Below are 993 nucleotides of genomic sequence, written 5' to 3' on the forward strand. Positions count from 1 at the left end.
GGTGTGGAGCTGTCGAAGGCATCACACGTCAACGGAGGTCCTCGTGTCTCACCGTAATGCGCCCTTGTCCGAGCTGGGTCGGCTTCGGCTGGCTCGCTGTGTCGTTGATGAGGGCTGGCCGCTGCGCCGGGCTGCCGAGCGGTTCCAGGTCTCGCCGACGACCGCGGCCCGCTGGGCCGCCCGTTACCGCCAGAGTGGGCCGGCCGGGATGGGTGACCGGTCCAGCCGGCCGTTGCGCTGCCCGCACCAGACCGGACGACGTCTGGTCCGGCGAGTCCTTCATCTGCGCACCACGCGCGGGTGGGGGCCGGCGCGGATCGGACCACGGCTGGGCATGCCGGCCTCGACGGTTGCCAAGATCCTTCGCCGTGAGGGCATGCCCCGGCTGGCCGACACCGATCTGGCCACCCGCCAGGCGATCCGCCGGGCGGTGGTCCGCTACGAGCACGAACGCCCCGGTGACCTGGTCCACATCGACGTCAAGAAGTTGGGCCGCATCCCCGACGGCGGCGGCTGGCGCGTCCTGGGCCGCGCCGAGGGCGGCCGCAACAGCCAGGCCCACCGCGACCTCAACCGCCCGCGCCGGGTGAGCAACCGACCAAACCTGGGCTACGGCTACCTGCACGCCGCTATCGACGACCACTCCCGACTCGCCTACGCCGAGATCCTGCCCGACGAACAAGGCGCCACCGCCGCCGCGTTCTGGACCCGCGCCCACGCCTGGTTCGCCAGCTGCGGGATTACCGTGTCCGCGGTGCTGACCGACAACGGGTCCTGCTACCGCTCACATCAGTTCACCCACGCCCTGGCCGACCTCGCCGTCCAGCACCACCGCACCCGCCCCTACAGGCCTCAGACCAACGGCAAGGTCGAACGCTTCAACCGCACCCTGGCCACCGAATGGGCCTACGCCCGCCCATACCCCAGCGAACAAGCACGGCGCGACGCCTTGCCCCGATGGCTACACATCTACAACCATCACCGACACCACAC

1 protein-coding gene is annotated in these 993 nt (G+C 70.6%); it reads left to right on the forward strand.

Annotated elements, in window-relative coordinates; genetic code table 11:
- Positions 1–43: 43 nt before the first annotated feature.
- The coding region (locus tag ABEB17_RS20000) for an IS481 family transposase (RefSeq protein WP_345718527.1) at positions 44–993 on the forward strand (950 nt) is incomplete at its 3' end.

Source organism: Angustibacter luteus (assembly GCF_039541115.1).
Lineage (GTDB): Bacteria > Actinomycetota > Actinomycetes > Actinomycetales > Angustibacteraceae > Angustibacter > Angustibacter luteus.